Annotated in this window: 19 protein-coding genes; 7 read left to right on the plus strand and 12 right to left on the minus strand. The window is 62.3% G+C overall.

What is annotated here, in order from left to right; all coding sequences use genetic code 11:
* Nucleotides 1-177 precede the first annotated feature (177 nt).
* Nucleotides 178-1551 carry a bifunctional DedA family/phosphatase PAP2 family protein gene (locus tag HW090_RS07270; RefSeq protein WP_179112882.1) on the plus strand — a complete coding sequence of 458 codons (1374 nt, stop codon included), beginning with the start codon at nt 178-180 and terminating at the stop codon, nt 1549-1551.
* A gap of 29 nt (nt 1552-1580) precedes the next feature.
* Here HW090_RS07270 and tpx read toward each other — a convergent pair whose 3' ends face one another.
* The 3 genes from tpx to rluD form a co-directional block, all read right to left on the minus strand.
* Nucleotides 1581-2078 carry a thiol peroxidase gene (tpx, locus tag HW090_RS07275; RefSeq protein WP_179112883.1) on the minus strand — a complete coding sequence of 166 codons (498 nt, stop codon included), beginning with the start codon at nt 2076-2078 and terminating at the stop codon, nt 1581-1583.
* Nucleotides 2079-2221: 143 nt separating this feature from the next.
* Nucleotides 2222-2950: a peptidoglycan editing factor PgeF gene (gene pgeF / locus HW090_RS07280; RefSeq protein ID WP_179112884.1), complete on the minus strand. Its 729-nt coding sequence runs from the start codon at nt 2948-2950 to the stop codon at nt 2222-2224.
* Nucleotides 2947-3921 carry a 23S rRNA pseudouridine(1911/1915/1917) synthase RluD gene (gene rluD / locus HW090_RS07285; RefSeq protein WP_179112885.1) on the minus strand — a complete coding sequence of 325 codons (975 nt, stop codon included), beginning with the start codon at nt 3919-3921 and terminating at the stop codon, nt 2947-2949. Before rluD ends, pgeF begins: the two co-directional genes overlap by 4 nt.
* A gap of 224 nt (nt 3922-4145) precedes the next feature.
* Here rluD and HW090_RS07290 point away from each other — a divergent pair, with 224 nt between their 5' ends.
* Together HW090_RS07290 and HW090_RS07295 are read left to right on the plus strand one after the other, a co-directional pair.
* Nucleotides 4146-5135: an outer membrane protein assembly factor BamD gene (locus HW090_RS07290; protein WP_179112886.1), complete on the plus strand. Its 990-nt coding sequence runs from the start codon at nt 4146-4148 to the stop codon at nt 5133-5135.
* Between the two features lie 4 nt (nt 5136-5139).
* On the plus strand, nt 5140-5355 hold the full coding sequence (locus tag HW090_RS07295; protein WP_179112887.1) for a PP0621 family protein: 216 nt from the start codon (nt 5140-5142) through the stop codon (nt 5353-5355).
* A 173-nt stretch (nt 5356-5528) separates the two neighbouring features.
* Here the strand turns inward: HW090_RS07295 and HW090_RS07300 are convergent, their stop codons facing one another.
* The 6 genes from HW090_RS07300 to HW090_RS07325 all read right to left on the minus strand — a co-directional run bounded on the left by HW090_RS07300 (nt 5529) and on the right by HW090_RS07325 (nt 9843).
* Nucleotides 5529-6116 (minus strand): GNAT family N-acetyltransferase, encoded by a 588-nt coding sequence (locus tag HW090_RS07300; RefSeq protein ID WP_179112888.1) that lies wholly within the window; start codon nt 6114-6116, stop codon nt 5529-5531.
* Nucleotides 6116-6571, minus strand: a complete 456-nt coding sequence (locus tag HW090_RS07305; protein ID WP_179112889.1) for an acetyltransferase — start codon at nt 6569-6571, stop codon at nt 6116-6118. Before HW090_RS07305 ends, HW090_RS07300 begins: the two co-directional genes overlap by 1 nt.
* Nucleotides 6568-7053 (minus strand): NfeD family protein, encoded by a 486-nt coding sequence (locus tag HW090_RS07310; protein ID WP_179112890.1) that lies wholly within the window; start codon nt 7051-7053, stop codon nt 6568-6570. Before HW090_RS07310 ends, HW090_RS07305 begins: the two co-directional genes overlap by 4 nt.
* A 3-nt stretch (nt 7054-7056) precedes the next feature.
* A complete protein-coding gene (locus HW090_RS07315) occupies nt 7057-7971 on the minus strand; it encodes an SPFH domain-containing protein (RefSeq protein ID WP_179112891.1) in 915 nt (304 codons plus the stop codon).
* A gap of 191 nt (nt 7972-8162) precedes the next feature.
* Nucleotides 8163-9092: an electron transfer flavoprotein subunit alpha/FixB family protein gene (locus HW090_RS07320; RefSeq protein ID WP_179112892.1), complete on the minus strand. Its 930-nt coding sequence runs from the start codon at nt 9090-9092 to the stop codon at nt 8163-8165.
* Nucleotide 9093: 1 nt separating this feature from the next.
* Entirely contained in the window at nt 9094-9843 is a 750-nt protein-coding gene (locus HW090_RS07325) for an electron transfer flavoprotein subunit beta/FixA family protein (RefSeq protein ID WP_179112893.1), read from the minus strand.
* 465 nt (nt 9844-10308) lie between these two features.
* Between HW090_RS07325 and HW090_RS07330 the strand changes: the two genes are divergently transcribed.
* The 3 genes from HW090_RS07330 (at nt 10309) to HW090_RS07340 (ending at nt 13696) form a co-directional block, all read left to right on the plus strand.
* Nucleotides 10309-11961, plus strand: coding sequence for an electron transfer flavoprotein-ubiquinone oxidoreductase (locus HW090_RS07330; protein WP_179112894.1), 1653 nt, complete (start codon nt 10309-10311; stop codon nt 11959-11961).
* Nucleotides 11962-12026: 65 nt separating this feature from the next.
* Nucleotides 12027-12785, plus strand: coding sequence for a class I SAM-dependent methyltransferase (locus HW090_RS07335; protein WP_179112895.1), 759 nt, complete (start codon nt 12027-12029; stop codon nt 12783-12785).
* Nucleotides 12786-13366: 581 nt separating this feature from the next.
* Nucleotides 13367-13696 carry a hypothetical protein gene (locus tag HW090_RS07340; protein WP_179112896.1) on the plus strand — a complete coding sequence of 110 codons (330 nt, stop codon included), beginning with the start codon at nt 13367-13369 and terminating at the stop codon, nt 13694-13696.
* A gap of 13 nt (nt 13697-13709) precedes the next feature.
* Here HW090_RS07340 and HW090_RS07345 read toward each other — a convergent pair whose 3' ends face one another.
* The 3 genes from HW090_RS07345 to HW090_RS07355 form a co-directional block, all read right to left on the minus strand.
* Complete coding sequence (locus HW090_RS07345) at nt 13710-14273, minus strand: DUF1285 domain-containing protein (protein WP_179112897.1); 564 nt, start codon at nt 14271-14273, stop codon at nt 13710-13712.
* Between the two features lie 54 nt (nt 14274-14327).
* Nucleotides 14328-14930 (minus strand): DUF4823 domain-containing protein, encoded by a 603-nt coding sequence (locus HW090_RS07350; RefSeq protein WP_179112898.1) that lies wholly within the window; start codon nt 14928-14930, stop codon nt 14328-14330.
* 97 nt (nt 14931-15027) lie between these two features.
* A complete protein-coding gene (locus HW090_RS07355; protein ID WP_179112899.1) occupies nt 15028-15648 on the minus strand; it encodes a TetR/AcrR family transcriptional regulator in 621 nt (206 codons plus the stop codon).
* A 76-nt stretch (nt 15649-15724) separates the two neighbouring features.
* On the opposite strand from HW090_RS07355, the gene HW090_RS07360 reads away from it, so the two are divergent.
* On the plus strand, nt 15725-16852 hold the full coding sequence (locus HW090_RS07360; protein WP_179112900.1) for an aminotransferase class V-fold PLP-dependent enzyme: 1128 nt from the start codon (nt 15725-15727) through the stop codon (nt 16850-16852).
* Nucleotides 16853-17007: the final 155 nt, after the last annotated feature.

Raw genomic sequence — 17007 nt, forward strand, 5'->3', positions numbered from 1 at the left:
CTGACTTTAAAACTCAAAGTGGCAGCCTACAGACGCCAATCTACGCTAGCCGACGAGACTGACTTAATTGTTTAAGATCACATGATCCGCCGCCACTGACAGCACCCTCCGCCAGTTCAGCGCAACTCATTCATGGCCAGACGGTCGAAAACCGACCTATCGCACAAGGAACTCGACATGGGCCAATGGCTCGACACCCTGACGACCTGGCTCGCCACTCACCCCGAATGGCTCGGCATCGTCCTGTTCGTTGCCGCCTGCATCGAATGCCTGGCCATCGTCGGCCTGCTGGTACCGGGGACCGTCCTGTTATTCACCATTGCCATGCTTGCCGGTGGCGGTGCCCTGACACTCCTGCAAACCCTGTTGCTGGGTTATGCCGGCGGACTGCTCGGAGACCTGCTGTCCTACGCGTTGGGCCGTCGCTATCACCAGGGCATCAAACGCCTGCCAGTCCTGCGCAACCACCCACAATGGCTGATACGCGCCGAACACTATTTCGCCAACTACGGCGTGGCCAGCCTGCTGGTAGGCCGCTTCATCGGCCCCCTGCGCCCGATGCTGCCGATGACCGCGGGCATGCTGGACATGCCCTTCATACGCTTCCTGCTGGTCAGCCTGGTCAGTTCGGCAGGCTGGTCGGTGGCCTACTTGATGCCCGGCTGGAGCGCCGGTGCGGCACTGCACTTGCCGCTGCCGGAAGGTTTCTGGGCGGATACGGCGGTGATCGCGGTGATATTGCTGGTGATGATCGGCGGCATCGTCCACGGCAGCCTGCGGCAGATGCGCTGGGCCAGCGTGCTGTCTTCGCTGCTGGCGATGCTCGCCCTGGCGGGTCTTTTCATCGGCTGGCCGCATTTCCATGCCTTCGACCAGGGCCTGCTGGCCGTGACTCAGGATGAACGCCACCCGCTGCTCGACCACCTGATGATGGTCATCACCCGCTTCGGCGATTTTCATGCACAGTTGCTGGTCGCCATCCTGCTCTGCCTCCTGCTACTGGCGTTGCGCCAATGGAGAGCATTGCTGTTCGCCGGATCGACCCTGCTCGGCACAGCCTTGGGCAATGCTGCGTTCAAGGCATTCTTTGCCCGGACTCGCCCGGAAGTCCTGATCGATCCGTTGCAGACCTTCAGCTTCCCTAGCGGCCATAGCTCGGCGTCCTTTGCCTTCTTCCTGGCACTCGGCGTGCTGGCCGGGCGCGGCCAACCACCCAGGATGCGCCTGACCTGGCTGCTGCTGGCCAGCCTGCCGGCAGCAGTGATCGCCAGCTCGCGGGTCTACCTCGGTGTCCACTGGCCGACCGATGTGATCGCAGGGGCACTGCTGGCCAGCAGTGCCTGTGCGATCAGCCTGGTCCTGGTGCAATGGCGCACACCGCTACAACCGCTGTCCGCCCGCACCTGGACGATCATCCTGCCCACCTGCCTGCTACTGCTCTGCACCTACACCGCCTGGACCAGCCCGGGCAACCAGCAGCTGTATCGCTATGAAGCGGTGGAGCAACCGCCTCAGGTTTCAGGCGACAGGCTTGAAAAGGCGCATCCGTAAACCCGCTACGGATGCTTCTGGCGCAACCGTCAGAGCACAGCCAGTGCGGCGGCGTAGTCCGGCTCGTTGGCGATCTCGGCGACCAGTTCGCTGTGCAGCACCTTGTCGTTCTCGTCCAGCACTACCACGGCCCTGGCGGCCAGGCCGGTCAACGGACCGCTGGCGATGGCCACGCCATAGTCCTTGAGGAAAGCCGCACCACGCAGGGTGGAGAGATTGACCACATTCTCCAACCCTTCGGCACCGCAGAAGCGGGCCTGGGCGAATGGCAGGTCAGCCGAAATGCACAGCACCAGGGTGTTGCTCAGTTGGCTGGCCTTGGTATTGAACGTGCGCACGGAGGTGGCGCAGGTCGGCGTATCGACGCTCGGGAAGATGTTCAGCACCTTGCGCTTACCAGCCAGGCTGGCCAGGGTGACATCGCTCAGATCGCTGCCGACCAGGCTGAACGCGGGCGCAGATTGACCGGCCTGCGGCAATTGACCATCGACCTGAACCGGATTGCCCTTGAGGGTGACTTGCGCCATGTGAGGTTTCCTTTTCTGTGGACTGAAGAAGATGACAGGGAGCATCTGTCCCTGCCGCTCATCGGGCAAAGCCCGAGGGCGGCGGTCAGATTAACCGATATCTTCATGGGATACAGTCACAAGGCAGAAGGCGTGGAAGCGCCTCAGCGCTCGAGCCACACCAGACTGGCGAAACGCCCCGTGCTTGCCTGACGGCGATAGGAATAAAAGCGCGGATCGCTATAGGTACAGAACCCGCCGCCGCTGACGGCCTGTACGCCACATGCCGCCAGGCGTATGCGTGCCAGTCGATAGAGATCGGCCATATGACGCCCGGTATTGACGCTGGGTGAGAAGGCATCGAGCGCCAGAGCATGCTGGCTGACGAAGGCTTCGCGCACTTCCTCGCCAACCTCGAAAGCACCCGGCCCTATCGCAGGCCCGAGCCATGCCAGCAGCTCACCTGGTGCGCATGCCATCGCCGCGACGGTTTCCTCCAGCACGCCCCCCGCCAACCCGCGCCAGCCCGCATGGGCCGCAGCGACCCGCGTCCCGGCGCGATCGCAGAAGAGCACGGGCAGGCAGTCAGCCGTCAGCACCACCGCCGCAAGCCCGGCCTCGGTCGTGAAGCTGGCATCCGCCACGCGGACCTGGAACGGATCGGCCTCCACCACCAGGGTCGAATGTACCTGTGAAAGCCAGGCGGGACGGCAGCCCAACGTCTGCTCGAGGTGCCTGCGGTTCCAGGCGACCGCGCCGGCGTCATCGCCAACATGATCGCCCAGGTTTAAGCCATCGAAAGGGGCCGCACTGATACCACCCTCGCGTGTGGTGACACAGGCGCGTACCCCGGCTGGAGCGGGCCAGTCCGGCACGATCCAGGCCCCACTCATCCGACGAAGGCTCCACGGTCCTGTTGCAGCAGGGTCAGCAGCCAGACGAAATCATCCGGCAACGGCGACTCCCACTTCATGCGCTTGCCGGTGGCGGGATGATCCAGTTCCAGGAAACGCGCATGCAGTGCCTGGCGGGGAAACTCGCGCAGGGACTGCACCAGCGTCGGGTTGGCCGCGGGCGGGATGCGGAAGCGCCCGCTGTACAGTGGATCGCCCACCAGCGGATAGCCCAGGTGCGTCATGTGCACCCGGATCTGGTGTGTACGGCCGGTTTCCAGCTTGACCCGCACATGCGTATGCGAGCGCAGGCGCTCCAGCACACGGTAATGCGAGACGGCCGGCTTGCCGCCCTCCACCACCGCCATGCGCTGGCGCTGCTGGCCATGTCGGCCGATGGGAGCCTTGATAGTGCCGCCGGTAATGATGACGCCGATGACGATCGCTTCGTAGATGCGGCTGACCGTGCGGTTCTGCAACTGCTCGACCAGTTTCGTCTGCGCTTCGAGGGTCTTGGCCACGACCATCAGGCCGGTGGTGTCCTTGTCCAGTCGATGGACGATGCCGGCCCGTGGCACATTGATCAGACCAGGGACATGGTGCAGCAAGGCGTTGAGCAAGGTGCCATCGGCGTGCCCGGCAGCCGGGTGGACCACCAGCCCGGCCGGCTTGTCCAGCACCAGGATATGCTCATCCTCGAAGACGATATCCAGGGGAATGTCCTGCGCCTGCCACTCGCCCTGAGCCTGTTGCTCGGCGGACAACGCCAGGAGGGAGCCGGCATGCACGATATCCCGTGGCCGCAGCACCTGCCCATCGACGGTCAGTTGCCCCTCCTTGATCCAGCTCGCCAGCCGTGAGCGGGAGTGGTCGGAGAACAATTGGGCCGCGACCTGGTCGAGCCGCTGCCCGCCCAGTTCGAAGGGGATCTCGGCGCTGAGTTGAATGGGCTGGGAATGGGTCGTCGACATAATGCTCTGTGGGCGCCTGCGGAAGAATGGAAGGGTATGGAACGACAGCATCGCGCCATCCCGAAGCAGAACCGTTTCAGTGTGCGAACGGCACCTGGCTCAGCCTTTGGTTTCGGAGCCGGGCTTGTGTTTAAATACGGCGTCTTTGCCCCGGACTCGGGGCGCCCATCATATCAGGACGGCTCCGCGCGAGACAGCCAGCCGTCACAGGGACGCAAGCCGCCATGCAAGTGAAACACCTGCTGCTGATCGCCATCCTGGGCCTTACCGCCGCCTGCTCATCCAATGAAACCGTCAACGAGAACCTGGGCGAGACGGAACTGTACCAGCAGGCGCAGAAAGACCTGGACAACAACAGCTATACCAGCGCCATCACCAAGCTCAAGGCACTCGAGTCGCGTTACCCCTTCGGCCGTTTCGCCGAACAGGCACAACTGGAGCTGATCTACGCCTATTACCGCAATGCCGAACCGGAAGCCGCGCGCTCCTCGGCTGAGCGCTTCATCCGCCTGCACCCGCAGCACCCCAACGTCGACTACGCCTACTACCTCAAGGGCCTGGCCTCCTTCGACCAGGACCGTGGCCTGCTGGCGCGCTTCCTGCCGCTGGACATGACCAAACGCGACCCCGGCGCGGCGCGTGACTCCTTCAACGAATTTGCCCAGCTCACCAACCGCTACCCCAACAGCCGTTATGCTCCGGATGCCAAGGCGCGCATGGTGTACCTGCGCAACCTGCTGGCCGCCAACGAAGTTCACGTCGCGCACTACTATCTCAAGCGCGAAGCCTATGTCGCCGCCGCCAACCGCGGCCGCTACGTGGTCGAGAACTTCCAGCAGACCCCCGCCGTGGGCGATGGCCTGGCGATCATGACCGAAGCCTACCAGCGCCTTGGCCTGAGCGACCTCGCCGACTCCAGCCTGAAAACCCTCGAACTGAACTACCCCGACCACCCCAGCCTGGTCGATGGCAAGTTCGTTCCGCGCGAAAAGGAAAGCGACACGCGCACCTGGCTGTCGAAAGCCACCCTGGGCCTGGTCGAAAGCAACATCACGCCACCGGACACCACCCAGGCCAGCCGCGACGTGATCCGCCAGTACCAGAACGCCGAGCAGGACCTGCCCGAAGAAATCCGCCCGGCGCTGAAAGACCTGGAACAGGAAGGCAGCAAGCGCTCCTGGTGGAGCTACATGACCTTCGGCCTGTTCGACTGACGCCATGCTCTTCAAGCTGCTGTTTTTCGCCGCCTCGATTGGCGCCATCATCTGGTTCTGGCGCCGTGCCACGCGCAAACCGCAGGCACGGCCAGAGCAACCGACGACTCAGCCCATGGTGCGCTGCACCACCTGCGGCATACACGTGCCGCAGGACAAGGCGCTGCAATCCGACCAGAAATGGTATTGCAGCCAGGCCCACCTGCCCCAGGGTGAATGATCCCAGCAGCACCATTACGCGCTGCCGCCCCGCCATGCCCACCTGAGCCTGCCGCTTGCGAGAACCTATCCGAGGTCTCGCGAACTGGAGCCATGCGAGACGCAACGACCGGAGAGAATGACCTCTAAGGGCGATCAGACAGGCGAGGACGCAAGTGGCTTTCCGAGCCTGTTTTAACGCGGCAGGCCCGACAAACAGCAGATGCTGGGCAGGTTCTGGGCGCGCCCAGCCGGCAAGCGGTACAAGCAATGCCGACGCAACGGGCTGCCTTCGGGGACTTCAGGGTGCTCGAACATACCCGACGCCTGCATGCCAAGACGCTCCATGACCGCCCTGGAGCGCTGGTTGGCGACAGCGGTAAACGACACGATTTCGGGCAGTTGCAGCACGTCGAAACCGACACGGAGCACCGCCGCTGCCGCCTCAGTGGCGAAGCCCCTGCCCCAGTGTGCGAACCCGAGACGCCAGGCGATCTCTACACAAGGTGAAAACGGAAGCGCTGCCGATGGGACATGCAGGCCAACGAAACCCACGAACGCCTGCGACCGCTTGCACGCCACGGCCCATACACCCCAGCCACGTTCAGTGATGAGCGCCTGACAACGGTCGGCCAGGGCATCGCTCTCGTCACGCGCCAGGGCAGAAGGAAAGAACTCCATCACCCGAGGGTCCGCATTGAGCGCGGCGAAAGGCTCCCGGTCAGCAGGACACCATTGCCGCAGCGACAGGCGCTCGGTTTCGAACTCGATCACTTCGGCCATCAAAGCCCCCGCACGACGTATTCAGGCAGACACAGATGCAACAGCGGATAGGGCTTGCCCTGGCCATCCAGTGGCGACCGGCCGACCACTTCGAAGCCGGCATGCCGATAGAAACCCAGCGCCTGGTCGTTCTGCTCATTGACGTCGACCCGCCGCACGGACTGTACCGATAGGGCGTGAGTGAGCAACGCCCTGCCCACACCCTTGCCCCGCGCCTCGGGAGCGATGAACAGCATTTCCAGCTTGTCCTCCGCCACCCCCGAGAATCCCAGGAGCCCAGCGTCGGCATCGACGAAGACCGTGACAGTCACTGCCGGTAGCCACTCATCGAGTATCCTTGGGCGCAACTCTCGAAGGTCCTCCTCCGCAAGAAAATCGTGGGAGGCCCTCACAGAAGCCTCCCAGATGTCCGTAAGAGCCTCGAACTCGCAGGCATGGGCAGGGCGGACAGTCATGGCGCGCCCACATGCTCGGCTGCGACGACCTGCAACAGCACGCCCTGCTGCCCGATAACCCGGACAAGCGAACCAACAGGCAAGTCAGACCCGATCACCAGCCACAGGCTGTCACCAACCTTGATCTTGCCTTTGCCGTTCTGGATTTCCTCATGGAGAGGAAAGGTACGGCCGATAAGCTCAGCGCCACGCTGGTTCAAATGCGGCTGCCCGGACGGTATCGCCGCGCGGCTGCGCTGGTACTTCCACCAGAGCAGGCCGATCGCCACCGCCAGCACACCGAACAGGGCTATCTGCAACGTCCAGGGCATCGCCGGCCAGAGCCATGCCATAAGCGCGACCACTGCCGCCGCCAGCCCGAACCACAGGAAATAGCCATTCAGGCTCATGGTCACGACTTCGATGATCAGCAACAGGATGCCAATCGCCAGCCAATGCCAGTGGACGGGTAATTGCGTAAAGGGTTGCAGAGCGTCCCACATGGCTCAGGCGCCTTTGTTGCCGAACGTGGATTTGACGATCTCACCGATACCGCCGACCGCACCGATCACCTGCGAGGCCTCCAGCGGCATCAGTACCACCTTGCTGTTCTCGGCACTGGCCAGCTTGCCCAGCGCCTCGATGTACTTCTGGGCGACGAAGTAATTGACAGCCTGCACATCGCCCTTGCCAATCGCCTCGGAGACCATGCGGGTCGCCTCCGCCTCTGCCTGGGCGGCGCGCTCACGGGCCTCGGCTTCGAGGAAGGCCGCCTGGCGCTGGCCCTCAGCCTTGAGGATATCGCCCTGCTTCTGCCCCTCGGCGGTGAGAATGGCGGCGGCACGCAGGCCTTCAGCTTCGAGAATCTGGGCACGCTTGATCCGCTCGGCCTTCATCTGGCCGGACATGGCTGCCATCAGGTCCGCTGGCGGGCTGATGTCCTTGATCTCGATACGGGTGATCTTGACACCCCAGGGTGCAGTGGCCTCGTCGACGGTCTTCAGCAGGCGCTCATTGATCGCATCGCGCTGGCCCAGCATGGCATCCAGCTCCATGGAGCCCAGCACGGTACGGATATTGGTCATGACCAGGTTGCAGATGGCGTATTCGAGATTGTTCACCTCATAGGCCGCCTGTGGCGAACTGATGACCTGGAAGAAGCAGATCGCATCGATCTTCACCGTGGCGTTGTCGGAAGTAATGACTTCCTGCGGCGGGATATCCAGCACGCTCTCCATCATGTTGAGCTTGTGCCCGACCCGGTCCATCACCGGCACGATGACGCTCAACCCCGGCTTGAGGGTCTTGGTATAGCGCCCGAAGCGCTCGACCGTCCACTCGTACCCTTGGGGGACAATCTTGACGCCCGTGAACACCAGGCCAACGACAAGGCCGAGGAACAGCACTGCAACGATTTCCATGAACACACTCTCCTGAGGGGTAACTTGGCTGACGTCATACCCTACGCCCATCAAGGACCGTCCCGCAGGGAAATCATCGGGACGTCACTCGTCAGGACATGACGCGCAAAGGTGGCATACGGGACTCTTTCCCGCCCATAAACGAGAAAGGCCACTGCAAGCAGCGGCCTTTCTGGCGCAGCGCGGATGGCTCAGACGAGCTTTTCCAGCTCCGGTACGGCTTCGAATAGGTCAGCGACCAGTCCGTAATCGGCTACCTGGAAGATCGGCGCATCTTCGTCCTTGTTGATCGCAACGATCACCTTGGAGTCCTTCATGCCCGCCAGGTGCTGGATGGCACCGGAAATCCCCACGGCGATATACAACTGCGGCGCGACGATCTTGCCGGTCTGTCCGACCTGCATGTCGTTCGGCACGAAACCGGCATCGACGGCGGCACGGGAAGCACCGACGGCGGCGCCCAGCTTGTCGGCCAGGGAATACAGGTGCTTGAAGTTGTCGCCATTCTGCAGGCCACGGCCACCGGAAATGACGATCTTCGCAGCGGTCAGTTCAGGACGATCGGACGTCGCCAATTCCTCACCGACGAACACCGACTTGCCAGCATCGCCAGCACCACTGACGGATTCGATGGCAGCCGAACCGCCCTCGGCGGCAACCGCGTCGAAACCGGTTGTGCGCACGGTAATCACCTTGACCGGCGCGCTGGACTGCACGGTGGCGATGGCGTTACCGGCGTAGATCGGACGTTTGAACGTGTCGGCGGAGACCACTTCGACGATCTCGGAGATCTGGTCCACATCCAGCAGCGCAGCAACGCGCGGCAGGTAGTTCTTGCCATTGGTGGTGGCCGGCGCCAGCACATGGCTGTAGCCCTTGGCCAGCTCGACGATCAGCGGCGCAACGTTTTCCGGCAGCAGGTTGGCATAGGCCGCGTCATCGGCCAGCAGTACCTTGCTCACACCTGCGACCTTGGCGGAGGCTTCGGCGACGGCGGCGACATTCTGACCAGCGACCAGTACGGCGATCTCGCCACCGATCTTCTGTGCGGCGGCGACAGTGTTCAGGGTGGCGCCGGCCAATGCGCCGTTGCTGTGCTCAGCGATTACCAGGATTGCCATCTCAGATCACCTTCGCTTCGTTCTTCAGTTTCTCGACCAGTTCGGCGACCGAACCCACTTTGATACCGGCGCTGCGCGCGGCCGGTGCCTCGACCTTCACGGTCTTCAGCGTGGAAGCCAGGCTGACGCCCAGCGCGTCCGGAGTAACGGTCTCCAGCGGCTTCTTCTTGGCTTTCATGATGTTCGGCAAAGAAGCGTAGCGCGGCTCGTTCAGGCGCAGGTCGGTGGTCACCACCGCCGGCAGGGCCAGGGAAATGGTCTGCAGGCCGCCATCGATCTCGCGGGTGACGTTCAGCTTGTCGCCAGCCACTTCCACCTTGGAGGCGAAAGTACCCTGGGCATAGCCAGTCAGCGCCGCCAGCATCTGGCCGGTCTGGTTGTTGTCGCTGTCGATGGACTGTTTGCCGAGGATCACCAGTTGCGGCTGCTCCTTGTCCACCACGGCCTTGAGCAGCTTGGCAACGGCCAGGGAATTCAGCTCTTCAGCGCTCTCGACCAGCACCGCACGATCGGCGCCCAGCGCCAGGGCGGTACGCAGTTGCTCCTGCGCGGCAGTCGGACCGACGGTGACGACGACGATCTCGCTCGCTACGCCTTTCTCTTTCAGGCGCACGGCTTCTTCGACGGCGATCTCGCAGAAGGGGTTCATCGACATCTTGACGTTGGCCAGGTCGACGCCGGAGTTGTCCGCCTTGACGCGAACCTTGACGTTGTAATCGACCACTCGTTTGACAGCTACAAGAATCTTCATGGATTCCTCGTTACTCTCCGGTGAATAGAATTCCGCCAGGATGAACCGAGAACGACTCGGCACCGGAAGCCAAGGCTCCGTGGCAGGCGGTTGAAATACTCATGAGGCCATATCTGGTCGAAAGTGCTGCGAAACTCTCACTTACCGCTGGCAAATGCCGCCATTCCAGTACTTTCGCCCTACCCTGGGCCAGACATCACTTTATTTCAACGGCATGCCAACCCGTTTGGCGAATGCAAACTGCCCGTATCTTGACTGCTGGTAATAAGCGGGTCAACAACGCAAATGCCTCGCTATAACCCTCAGAGGCCCGATACTAGCAGGCTTTGCGAAAATTCAAACAAACGTTTGTATTGGACCCGATCAGGCGTACATATATAATGCGCGCCTCGACCCGCCAAGGACCGGTCCAGGTCGCTGAAATCTACCTAGAAAACAAACGAGCCCTGATCAGGAGATAGCCCCATGGAACGCGAATACATGGAATTCGACGTCGTCATCGTCGGCGCCGGGCCGGCAGGCCTATCCGCCGCCTGCCGCCTCAAACAGGCCGCCGCCGAAGCTGGCCGCGAAGTCAGTGTCTGCGTCGTGGAAAAAGGCTCCGAGGTCGGCGCTCACATTCTCTCCGGTGCGGTATTCGAGCCGCGCGCGCTGAACGAACTCTTCCCCGACTGGAAGGAACTCGGCGCCCCGCTGAACACCCCGGTGAAACGCGATGACATCTATCTGCTGAGCAACGCAGAGAAGGCCATCAAGGTACCCAATGTCTTCGTACCCAAGCCTATGCACAACGAAGGCAACTACATCATTTCCCTTGGCAACCTGTGCCGCTGGCTGGCCCAGCAGGCGGAAAACCTTGGTGTGGAAATCTACCCAGGCTTCGCCGCCCAGGAGGCACTGATCGACGAGAGCGGCGTGGTGCGCGGTATCGTCACCGGTGACCTGGGGGTCGACCGCGAAGGCAATCCCAAGGAGGGCATGTACACACCCGGCATGGAGCTGCGGGGCAAGTACACCCTGTTCGCCGAAGGTTGCCGCGGGCACATCGGCAAGCAACTGATCAAGCGCTTCCAACTCAATGCCAATGCCGACCCGCAGCACTACGGCATCGGCATCAAGGAGCTCTGGGAAATCGATCCGGCCAAGCACGAGCAAGGGCTCGTCATCCACACGTCCGGCTGGCCGCTGGACAAAGACAACCCGGGCGGTTCCTTCCTCTATCACCTGGAAGACAACCAGGTGGTGGTCGGCCTGATCGTCGATCTGGCCTACAGCAACCCCCATCTGTCGCCATTCGATGAATTCCAGCGCTACAAGCACCACCCGGTGGTCGCACAGTACCTGGAAGGCGGCAAACGCATTGCCTATGGCGCCCGCGCGCTGAGCAAGGGCGGCTTCAATTCGTTGCCGAAGATGGTCTTCCCTGGTGGCGCCCTGATCGGCTGTGACCTCGGCACACTCAACGGCGCCAAGATCAAAGGCAGCCATACCGCCATGAAGTCCGGCATGCTCGCCGCCGATGCCATCGTCCAGGCCCTGGGCGCGGAGCGCGAGAACGACGAACTGGAAAATTACGTCGAAGGCTTCAAGGCCAGTTGGCTGAACGAAGAGCTGTACCAGAGCCGCAACTTCGGCCCGGCCATGCACAAGTTCGGTCCGCTGTTCGGCCCGGCTTTCAGCTTCATCGAGTACAACCTGCTGGGCAGCAAGCTACCGTTCACCCTGCGCGACACCCGCCATGACTACGCCTGCCTGCAGAAAGCGGCGGACGCCCGCAAGATCGACTACCCGAAACCCGACGGCAAGCTCAGCTTCGACAAGCTCAGTTCGGTATTCCTCTCCAACACCAACCACGAGGAAGACCAGCCGATCCACCTGAAACTGACCGATCCGAACATTCCCGTCGACAGCAACCTGCCGCTCTACGACGAGCCTGCGCAGCGCTACTGCCCGGCGGGCGTCTACGAAGTGGTCAGCAACGACGATGGCAGCAAGCGCTTCCAGATCAACGCGCAGAACTGCGTGCACTGCAAGACCTGCGACATCAAAGACCCGGCGCAGAACATCACCTGGGTCGCGCCGGAAGGCACCGGGGGCCCGAACTACCCCAATATGTAATGGACAAACGAAGGCTCCCACTGGGAGCCTTCGTCATTTACAGCACCCAATAAAGGCGGCCGATCATGAGCGATTCCAGACAGCGCTTCACCAATCGGGTACAGGACTACGTCAAGTTCCGCCCGAGCTACCCGGCCAGTCTGGTCGACTTCCTGCACGCCAATGGCGTGGGCCGGCAAGCCAGCGTGATCGACATCGGGGCCGGCACCGGTATCGCCAGCAAGCTGCTGCTGGATGCGGGGCATCCGCTGACCGCCGTCGAACCCAATGACGCCATGCGGGCCGCCGCGCAAGACTGGCTGAGTGGATACCCAGGCTATGCCAGCATCGCCGGCAGTGCCGAACAGAGCGGCCTGCCGAATGCCTGCGCCGACCTCGTCATCGCCGCTCAGGCCTTTCACTGGTTCGATCCGGACGGCTGTCGCCGGGAGTTCAAGCGCCTGCTGCGCTCTGGCGGCCAGGTCGCATTGTTCTGGAACAGTCGCCGCCTGCGCGGCACCGCTTTCCTCGAAGGCTATGAAGCCCTGCTGCGCCAGCATGGCACCGACTACACCGATGTGGCGGAGCGCTACCCGGATGCGCGGCAGGTCGCCGAGTGGTTCCAGGGCGGCCTGCAGGCCCAGACCTGCATCGACAACAGCCAGCGGCTGGACTACGAAAGCCTCAAGGGACGACTACTCTCATCGTCCTACGCCCCAAGAGCGGACCACCCAGGTTATCCGGCCATGCTGGCCGCACTGGAAAAACTGTTCGACGCAACGCAACGCGACGGCCATATCGACTTCGACTACGACACCGAAGTCTATCTGGGGCGCCTGCCATGAGCAGGACGACAAGGGCCGTAGCCTATTTGCAGCACCGAAGACCTTGTCGCGGAAACCTGCCCAACGTCCCACGAGCCAGAGCTATACGAGGCAAAACAGGCGAGTAACGCAGCATCGCAAAGTTACAGCAGAAGGCCAGCTTGCAGGGCGAGCACAGGGAATCAGGCGGAGCTTACGAGCTGTAAATGAGCTGCCCGAGCCTGTTTCTGACGCAGCCGTGCCGACGCGCAACAGACGTTGGGCAGGCTCTGGCAGCGCACCGCTCTTGCATACGACAGGTACACCCTGGCGGGAACATCGCTATCTGCTCGGACTGGAGCGCCCCCGGCGAAAACATACCCGCACCGATAAAAGCTCAAATTCAGGGCATTCAATCGAAAGATCGGATCGTTATCCCGGCATTTCTCCAAATAAGGACCATCCAGGGAAATACATCCATACATTTTTTTCACTTACAGGGTGCGGGTTTTCCGCATCTCATCCGTCTTTACCTTTAGAGATCGGCGAATTCGCGTCGGCTCCGTGAAAAAAGACGTTTGGCCTGCCATGGCACAGGCCCTGTCATGGCCAGAGGGATCGCAATGACTTTTCAGAACACCCCCAACCACGCCCTGCGACAGATACTCAACGAGGCCGGGCTCAAGGTGAGCCTGCCGCGCCTGAAAGTGCTGGCGCTGTTCCGGGACCACACGCTGGCCTCCGAAGGCCTGTCCTGCAAGGAACTGCACAACCTGCTGGTGGAAACGGGCACGCCGGTATCGCTGCTGTGCGTTCGCCAGATGCTGCCTCGCCTGTGCAACAGCAACCTGCTGACCTGCGACGATGACAAGACCTATCGCTTGAATACCGATGTATTGGCCGAAGCAGCCAATCAGCCGAGCTCGGAGCAGCGCCTGGTCGCCAACGCCTGAGCGACCGCCCGGCTCAGGCACGGCAGATGGGAAAGAATACTCCTGCGCTCCACACCCCCAGCCAGGAAACGCCGCCCACGTCATGAGGAACGGCCAGTTCCGCCAACTGGTAGAAGACGTTCCGGTGGATCAGCGCCTCCAGGTTCGCGCGGACATGCACATAGGGTGATGGCTCGCCGCTGTGCGGGTCGCTGACAAAGCGCAAGGGATGCTCAGGTCCGGCCTGAACCTCATCCTCGACCTGGGTCGTGAAATGCAGTACCTGGGCGGCTCCCGAGCCACTGACCACCAGGCTGGTCGCAATGAAGGGGGCATCGTCGACACGGATGCCCACCTTTTCCACTGGCGTCACCAGGAAATAGTCGTCGCCGTCGCGCCGGATGATCCCGGAAAACAACCGAACCATGGCCTTTCGGCCAATGGGCGTCCCCATGTAGAACCAGGTCCCATCACGGGCGATGCGCATGTCGATATCGCCACAGAAATCGGGATTCCACAGGTGCACCGGGAGCGGCCCTTTGCGCACCCCGGCGGGAATCTGTCCCAGCAACGTGCCTGCCTTGTCCGAGTCGGACATACCAGTCTCCCTCCTTCGCGTTGACGCTCATGGCAACAGGCCGTCAGGAACCTGTTAACGCCCCACGCCCAGCAAGCGCTTGGCATAGTCCTTGAAGGGCGGCCCCAGCAGTTCCTGAGGCTTGGAGTCGTAGGACGTCAGCAGCCCGCTGCGGATACGTATATGGGCCGTATCCACCAGGTAATGGGTGTTGGTTTCCAGCAGCATCATCTGGATATTGCCCGAATCGAACCCCAGCCTCGACACATCGCGCTGATCATCCCACTCCTCCAAGGTGCCGATACGGTCATCGGCGGAGGCAAAGCGGGTATACAGCAGATAGTGCGCACCGAAGGAACGGGCCTCGGCCATCGCCTCTTCCAGCCCGAGCGGCGCTTGCGCACGGCGCAACCTCGGGAAGTACTCGACGAAACCATTGAACGCCTGTTCGGCCAGCAGGTTCGGCCGAGGCTGGGTATTACCCACCGGGCTAAAATACCCTTGGGCGATATAGATGAAGGAATCGGGTTGCAGGCGCCACGGACTGGCACGACGGACATCGCTGTGATCGAGAATGCCCGCATCACGCAACTGCTCGCGGCTGCCCTCGGCCATGTCGCTGACCTTCATGCAACCGCCCAGCGCCATGAGCAGCAGTGATGCAACGAGGATTCGCATACGGAAAACTCCCACCGGTGAAGCGGCCGCGAGCTGCAAGCCAGGAGCGAGCATCATAGCCTCAACTTGGAGCCTGAGGCGGATGAAGCTGCTAAACCTAGTCGCGCTTGCGTTTGTTGCCCATGCGCACGCCGATATCCATCAGGAACTGGAAGAAGCCGTCCTGATCCTCCAGCACATTGCTCCAGAACGGCGAGTGGTACAGCGCCACCGCACCATGCACCAGCGCCCAGGCCGCGCAGTAATGGAAGTATGGCGGCACGTCTTCCAGCTTGCCGACGGCAATACGTTCCTTGATCAACTGCGTCAGGTGCTCGAAGTTGGAGGCTCGGATACGGTGCAGCTCCTCGACCATCTCTGGCACCTGGTTGCTCTTGACCACCTTTTCCTCCAGGCGGTCGAACAAGCGGTAACGCTGGGGGTCGCGCATGCGGAACTCGAAATAGGCGCGCGACAGGGCTTCCTTGTCATGCTCCAGTTCGGGTGAATGCAGCAACTGATTGAGATCGCGTTCGTAGTCGAGCATCAGCCGCAGGTAGATCTCGGCCTTGGACTTGAAGTGCTTGTAGATGGTGCCCTTGCCGATACCGACAGTGTCGGCGATGGTTTCCACCGTCACGCGGTCCTCGCCCTCATCGAGAAAAAGCTGCAGCGCGGTGTCGAGGATTTCCTGTTCGCGCCGCCGAAACTCACGGACCTTACGAGGTTCATTCTGCATGGGGAAGAAACTACGGCTTCTGCATCGGGCCGATTATTATGCCTATCAATCGAAAAAATGCACGGAAGACGGAGCAATGAACGAGCACTTCCCCCACGCCGACGGCCTGCGCTACCTGAACCACGCCGCCGTCGCCCCCTGGCCCCGGCGCAGCGCCAAGGCCGTCAGCGCGTTCGCAGCGGAAAACGCGCGCCTCGGCGCACGCGACTATCCGCAATGGCTGCGCACCGAACAACGTCTGCGCGAGCGCCTCGCCCGCCTGCTCGGCGCGCAAGGCACAGCCGATATCGCGCTGGTCAAGAACACCTCGGAAGCGCTCTCCTTCGTCGCCTTTGGCCTGGACTGGCGCCCTGGTGACCAGATCGTCATCAGCGACGAGGAGTTTCCCTCCAACCGTGTCGTCTGGGAGGCCTTGCGCCCGCGCGGCGTCGAAGTCATCCAGGTCAGCCTGAAAGGCCATGATCCGGAAGCCGACCTGCTCGCCGCCTGCGGCTCGCGTACACGGTTGATGGCCATCAGCGCGGTGCAATACGCCAGCGGCCTGCGCCTCGATCTGCAACGCCTGGGCGAAGGGTGCGAGCGCCAAGGCGTACTGCTGTGCATCGACGCCATCCAGCAACTGGGGGCGTTACCCTTCGATGTCCGACAGAACCGCTGTGCTTTCGCCATGGCCGATGGACACAAGTGGATGCTCGGCCCGGAGGGATTGGGCGTGTTCTATTGCCGCAGCGATCTGCGCGAACGCCTCGAACTGCATGAGTACGGCTGGCATATGCTGGAGAACGCTGGCGATTACGATCGCCAGGAATGGAAGCCCGCACGCACCGCCCGTCGTTTCGAGTGCGGCAGCCCGAACATGCTCGGCGCCGTGGCGCTGGAGGCCAGCCTGTCGCTGCTGGAGGAGGTCTCCATCGCTGAAGTGGAAAGGTCCCTCGCCCAGCGTATCGAGCAATTGCACCAGGGGCTTTCAGCGGTTCCAGGCCTGCGCCTGCTCAGCCCGACGGAGCCTGCGCGTCGCTCGGGCATCCTCAGCTTCAGCCTGGACGGCTGGGACAACGGAACACTCTTCGGGCGCCTGAAAGACGAGCAGATTGTCTGCGCCCAGCGCGGCGGCGGTATCCGCTTCTCACCGCACTTCTATACCCCGGCACAGGTGATCGAAGACAGTGTCGCCATCGTCCGGCGACTGGCCCGCGAGCGCTGATACCCACGGAACAGAACGCGCGGTTGCAAAACACCGGGAAGCGACAATACTCCAGCTACCGGCCTGTCATTTCCCCCGACTGCCAGGCCGGCTGGAGGTGCGTGGAACGCCCTCCATTCCTGATGGTATTGACCCGGCCTCCCGTCCGGGTTCTT

Source organism: Pseudomonas sp. ABC1 (genome assembly GCF_013395055.1).
In the GTDB taxonomy this organism is placed as follows: domain Bacteria; phylum Pseudomonadota; class Gammaproteobacteria; order Pseudomonadales; family Pseudomonadaceae; genus Stutzerimonas.

What these genes read in the sequence shown, in the direction of transcription:
- HW090_RS07270 (WP_179112882.1), top strand. Translation starts at nt 178, where the DNA reads ATGGGCCAATGGCTCGACACCCTGACGACCTGGCTCGCCACTCACCCC.
- tpx (WP_179112883.1), bottom strand. Translation starts at nt 2,078, where the DNA reads ATGGCGCAAGTCACCCTCAAGGGCAATCCGGTTCAGGTCGATGGTCAA.
- HW090_RS07310 (WP_179112890.1), bottom strand. Translation starts at nt 7,053, where the DNA reads ATGTGGGACGCTCTGCAACCCTTTACGCAATTACCCGTCCACTGGCAT.
- HW090_RS07295 (WP_179112887.1), top strand. Translation starts at nt 5,140, where the DNA reads ATGCTCTTCAAGCTGCTGTTTTTCGCCGCCTCGATTGGCGCCATCATC.
- HW090_RS07290 (WP_179112886.1), top strand. Translation starts at nt 4,146, where the DNA reads ATGCAAGTGAAACACCTGCTGCTGATCGCCATCCTGGGCCTTACCGCC.
- HW090_RS07305 (WP_179112889.1), bottom strand. Translation starts at nt 6,571, where the DNA reads ATGACTGTCCGCCCTGCCCATGCCTGCGAGTTCGAGGCTCTTACGGAC.
- HW090_RS07355 (WP_179112899.1), bottom strand. Translation starts at nt 15,648, where the DNA reads ATGCAGAATGAACCTCGTAAGGTCCGTGAGTTTCGGCGGCGCGAACAG.
- pgeF (WP_179112884.1), bottom strand. Translation starts at nt 2,950, where the DNA reads ATGAGTGGGGCCTGGATCGTGCCGGACTGGCCCGCTCCAGCCGGGGTA.
- HW090_RS07300 (WP_179112888.1), bottom strand. Translation starts at nt 6,116, where the DNA reads ATGGCCGAAGTGATCGAGTTCGAAACCGAGCGCCTGTCGCTGCGGCAA.
- HW090_RS07360 (WP_179112900.1), top strand. Translation starts at nt 15,725, where the DNA reads ATGAACGAGCACTTCCCCCACGCCGACGGCCTGCGCTACCTGAACCAC.
- HW090_RS07335 (WP_179112895.1), top strand. Translation starts at nt 12,027, where the DNA reads ATGAGCGATTCCAGACAGCGCTTCACCAATCGGGTACAGGACTACGTC.
- rluD (WP_179112885.1), bottom strand. Translation starts at nt 3,921, where the DNA reads ATGTCGACGACCCATTCCCAGCCCATTCAACTCAGCGCCGAGATCCCC.
- HW090_RS07350 (WP_179112898.1), bottom strand. Translation starts at nt 14,930, where the DNA reads ATGCGAATCCTCGTTGCATCACTGCTGCTCATGGCGCTGGGCGGTTGC.
- HW090_RS07345 (WP_179112897.1), bottom strand. Translation starts at nt 14,273, where the DNA reads ATGTCCGACTCGGACAAGGCAGGCACGTTGCTGGGACAGATTCCCGCC.
- HW090_RS07320 (WP_179112892.1), bottom strand. Translation starts at nt 9,092, where the DNA reads ATGGCAATCCTGGTAATCGCTGAGCACAGCAACGGCGCATTGGCCGGC.
- HW090_RS07340 (WP_179112896.1), top strand. Translation starts at nt 13,367, where the DNA reads ATGACTTTTCAGAACACCCCCAACCACGCCCTGCGACAGATACTCAAC.
- HW090_RS07315 (WP_179112891.1), bottom strand. Translation starts at nt 7,971, where the DNA reads ATGGAAATCGTTGCAGTGCTGTTCCTCGGCCTTGTCGTTGGCCTGGTG.
- HW090_RS07325 (WP_179112893.1), bottom strand. Translation starts at nt 9,843, where the DNA reads ATGAAGATTCTTGTAGCTGTCAAACGAGTGGTCGATTACAACGTCAAG.
- HW090_RS07330 (WP_179112894.1), top strand. Translation starts at nt 10,309, where the DNA reads ATGGAACGCGAATACATGGAATTCGACGTCGTCATCGTCGGCGCCGGG.